At 34.2% G+C, this 2,958-nt stretch carries 3 protein-coding genes; 2 read left to right on the top strand and 1 reads right to left on the bottom strand.

From position 1 onward, the window contains the following. Together V7137_RS13355 and V7137_RS13350 are read left to right on the top strand one after the other, a co-directional pair. Positions 1-257 (top strand): hypothetical protein (locus V7137_RS13355; protein WP_335698545.1); only part of this gene is annotated, 257 nt, incomplete at its 5' end. After that, the gene (locus V7137_RS13350; protein WP_335698544.1) at positions 205-1,584 is read left to right on the top strand and encodes a UDP-N-acetylmuramoyl-tripeptide--D-alanyl-D-alanine ligase; all 1,380 of its coding nucleotides are present in this window, start codon (positions 205-207) and stop codon (positions 1,582-1,584) included. The genes V7137_RS13355 and V7137_RS13350, both read left to right, overlap by 53 nt. Before the next feature lie 256 nt (positions 1,585-1,840). On the opposite strand, the gene V7137_RS13345 is transcribed toward V7137_RS13350, so the two are convergent. Beyond that, the gene (locus tag V7137_RS13345) at positions 1,841-2,869 is read right to left on the bottom strand and encodes a YheC/YheD family endospore coat-associated protein (RefSeq protein WP_335698543.1); all 1,029 of its coding nucleotides are present in this window, start codon (positions 2,867-2,869) and stop codon (positions 1,841-1,843) included. Positions 2,870-2,958 lie beyond the last annotated feature (89 nt).

Genomic DNA, 2,958 nt, shown 5'->3' with positions numbered 1-2,958 from the left:
TTCATTCTAAAACTCATAAGTTTATGACAAACCATGCATTATTTTCCGCTAATTACCTGAGTATTTATCACACACCAGCATTAGGGGACACGTCATATGATACATTAGCGTTTGAATTCAAAGTGATTCAATCACTACTACCATATAGAACAGTATTATTAGGGGAAATACCTTTTTCAAAAAAGGAACTTCAGGAGGGACATTTTGAAGACATTATTATTGGAGAACATTTTAACTGCCATGAACATTCAGCCTAATGAAAAGCAAAAAGGTATACGGATCAAGACGGTCACTTATGACAGATCTGAAATTAGGAGTCATACATTATATTTTCGTTGGAACGATAGAGAGCTTCCTGTTGAAACTATAAAGAACTACAAGAATGTTTTCATCGTTACAGATACACCATTTTCTAATATGGAAAGATTAAATCCCAAGCAAATCATTATGGTAAAGGATCTTAAAGACAGTTTCTTTAAATTTACTTCGTACTACAGGCATCTGTTTAACATTCCTGTAGTCGCCATTACTGGTACATGTGGAAAGTCTACTACGAAGGAAATGCTAAAATACATTTTGGAAGAAACACACAATGTGCAGGCAACAATATCCAGCAAAAATGCCGATTATTACAACCTTCCTTATTTAATGGGAATTGATGAAGACACGGATGTGGCAGTGTTTGAAACAGCCGTATCTAAAAAAAGGGATATGACGGAGTCCTGTAAGTATTTTTACCCGACGATTGGGATTATGACAATGATTGATGTGGATCATACGGATAAAATTCGATCATTTGAGGATTACCTAGCAGAAAAGGCAAAAATAATGCAGGGTATGAACAATGAGGGAATTCTCATCCTAAATTCGGACGACCCATATCTCTCCTCCATCGATACTTCAAAATTTAAAGGAGAGATTATAACATTCGGAAAAAACAAGGATGCTATTTTTAGGATTAAGAAGTATCAATATAATACATCCGGCATGACTTTTTGGATGGAATATAAGCAAAGGGAATTTAAAGGATATATATCGGGTCTTGGTGGTCATAATGTATATAATGCAGCCGCTTCATTAGCAGCCGCTGTAATCTTAGGAGTGGATATTCACTATGCTTTAAAGAGATTATCTTCTTTTCATCACATGAGATCCCATTTTCAAATAATGGAAGGACGAAATCAAATTACGTTGGTGGATGATACTTGGAAGTCAAATCCTGCTTCCTTAAGAAAAGGCTTAGAAACATTAAGCAGGATAGCATTGCCATCCCAAAGAAAAATTGCTGTTCTGGGAAGAATGGCAGCACTGGGAAAATATGCAGATGAAGAATACGAAAAGGCAGGACAGCTACTCGGTTATACGGGGGTCGATATTCTCATCACCAAAGGGTTTATTGCAAAAGATTTTCAAAAGCCAGCTATAGAGGCAGGAGTAAATCCGCAAAATGTTTATCATTTTTCAGATGCAGATGAAATGAAGAGGTTTTTTGATTCATTTTTAATCCCAAATGACATTGTTTATTTCAAAACGGGCGGGGAAGACTCAGACTTCGATGATGTCATCGACTATTTAAGAAGTTAAAATGGTTGAAACTTTTCATGTAAAAAGGCAGCTTTCCATTTATGAATTGCATCCCAATTGTTCACAATTGGAGGTGCAGTTCATGAGCGGCAAGCTGCTTTTTTTTAGGGATTATAATATGAAAAGAATTAGATAAAAACAGGACGCCAAAATAGCGGCCTTAATGTCTGGGGGGACACTATATAGACACTATGATTATTACGAAATTGTGGAAATTAGATTTTGAAGGTGTTTAGTGTTTTATTTTAATTCCCGTTTAATGTTTATTTGTATCAGCTAAATATTTAGCATACAAAATCGTATTTTTGGCTACATCTAATTCAAGATTATATATATTAGGCGGACCTGGTCTCCAATTCACTTCAAAAAGCCATAGTTTTTGGCTTACATCAATTCCGACGTCAATTCCTAATTCATCCAATTCATTGTCATATAAAGAATCAAAATGATTTGAAAAACTTATCGCAAACTGTTCAAGATACCTTTTAATATCATACCAGGAGTCACCAAACTCTGTTTTTAAAAAAATATCCAGGTAAGTACTATAACCACCACTCCCCATATTAGATGTTATGGTCCCTAAACGCCCGATCCTTGGATATATAGAAGTAATAACCCATTGTCCTTCTCCATTTTTTTGTACATGTAACCGGAAATCAAAAACATGACCAGATTTTGTTTGACTTGTAATAAACTGTTGAATTACGTAATCTTGTTCTTTTATTTTATGGGATAACCAGTCTAGCAATTGTTTTTCATTAATAGATGATTCTAATCCTGCATCATTCATTTTGTAATGATTTGATCCATATTTTTCAATAAAAACAACGCCTCCTCCTTGATGCCCAGATAACGGTTTGATAATAACTTTTTGATAACGTTTGATCATGTCAAAGAAAATCTGAACGTCAGTTAATTCATAAAAAGGAATAAGGTAATGTTTAAATTTATTTGCCTTATTAATTCTGTTATATACCGATAATTTGTCCCCAATAGAATGACTTGTAAACGGAATCCTATCAAACAAATAATCAAAGATATGTTTAGTTTTTTCACTTGCAAGATAACTTGCATTATAAATGACATCAGGGAAAGGAAATTCCTTTTCAATCCATTTTCCATTTTCATAGGCTTTTCCTAAAATTTTTTGCTGTTTTATATTCACCTTCCCAGGAGTAAAGTAAAAAAAGGTTACACCTTCTGCTTTTGCTACAGCGGCATAAGCATATGCTTTCTTTACATTTATTGGATCTCTACGATGATGAAGCATGCCAATTAGCGTCATTTTATTTCTTTTCCACCTCTCCAAATTCTTTTCCGATGGCTCTTTTCGTAAACTTTGTTGCTTTTGGAGTTTAATAAAGGTCATTTACT

This window comes from Neobacillus drentensis (assembly GCF_036962765.1).
GTDB classification, from domain to species: domain Bacteria; phylum Bacillota; class Bacilli; order Bacillales; family Cytobacillaceae; genus Neobacillus; species Neobacillus drentensis_C.
This window is presented reverse-complemented; position numbering and strand designations above follow the sequence as displayed.

Excerpts from the sequence above, each read along its gene's own strand:
- V7137_RS13345 (WP_335698543.1), bottom strand. The coding sequence starts at position 2,869 with ATGACGCTAATTGGCATGCTTCATCATCGTAGAGATCCAATAAATGTA.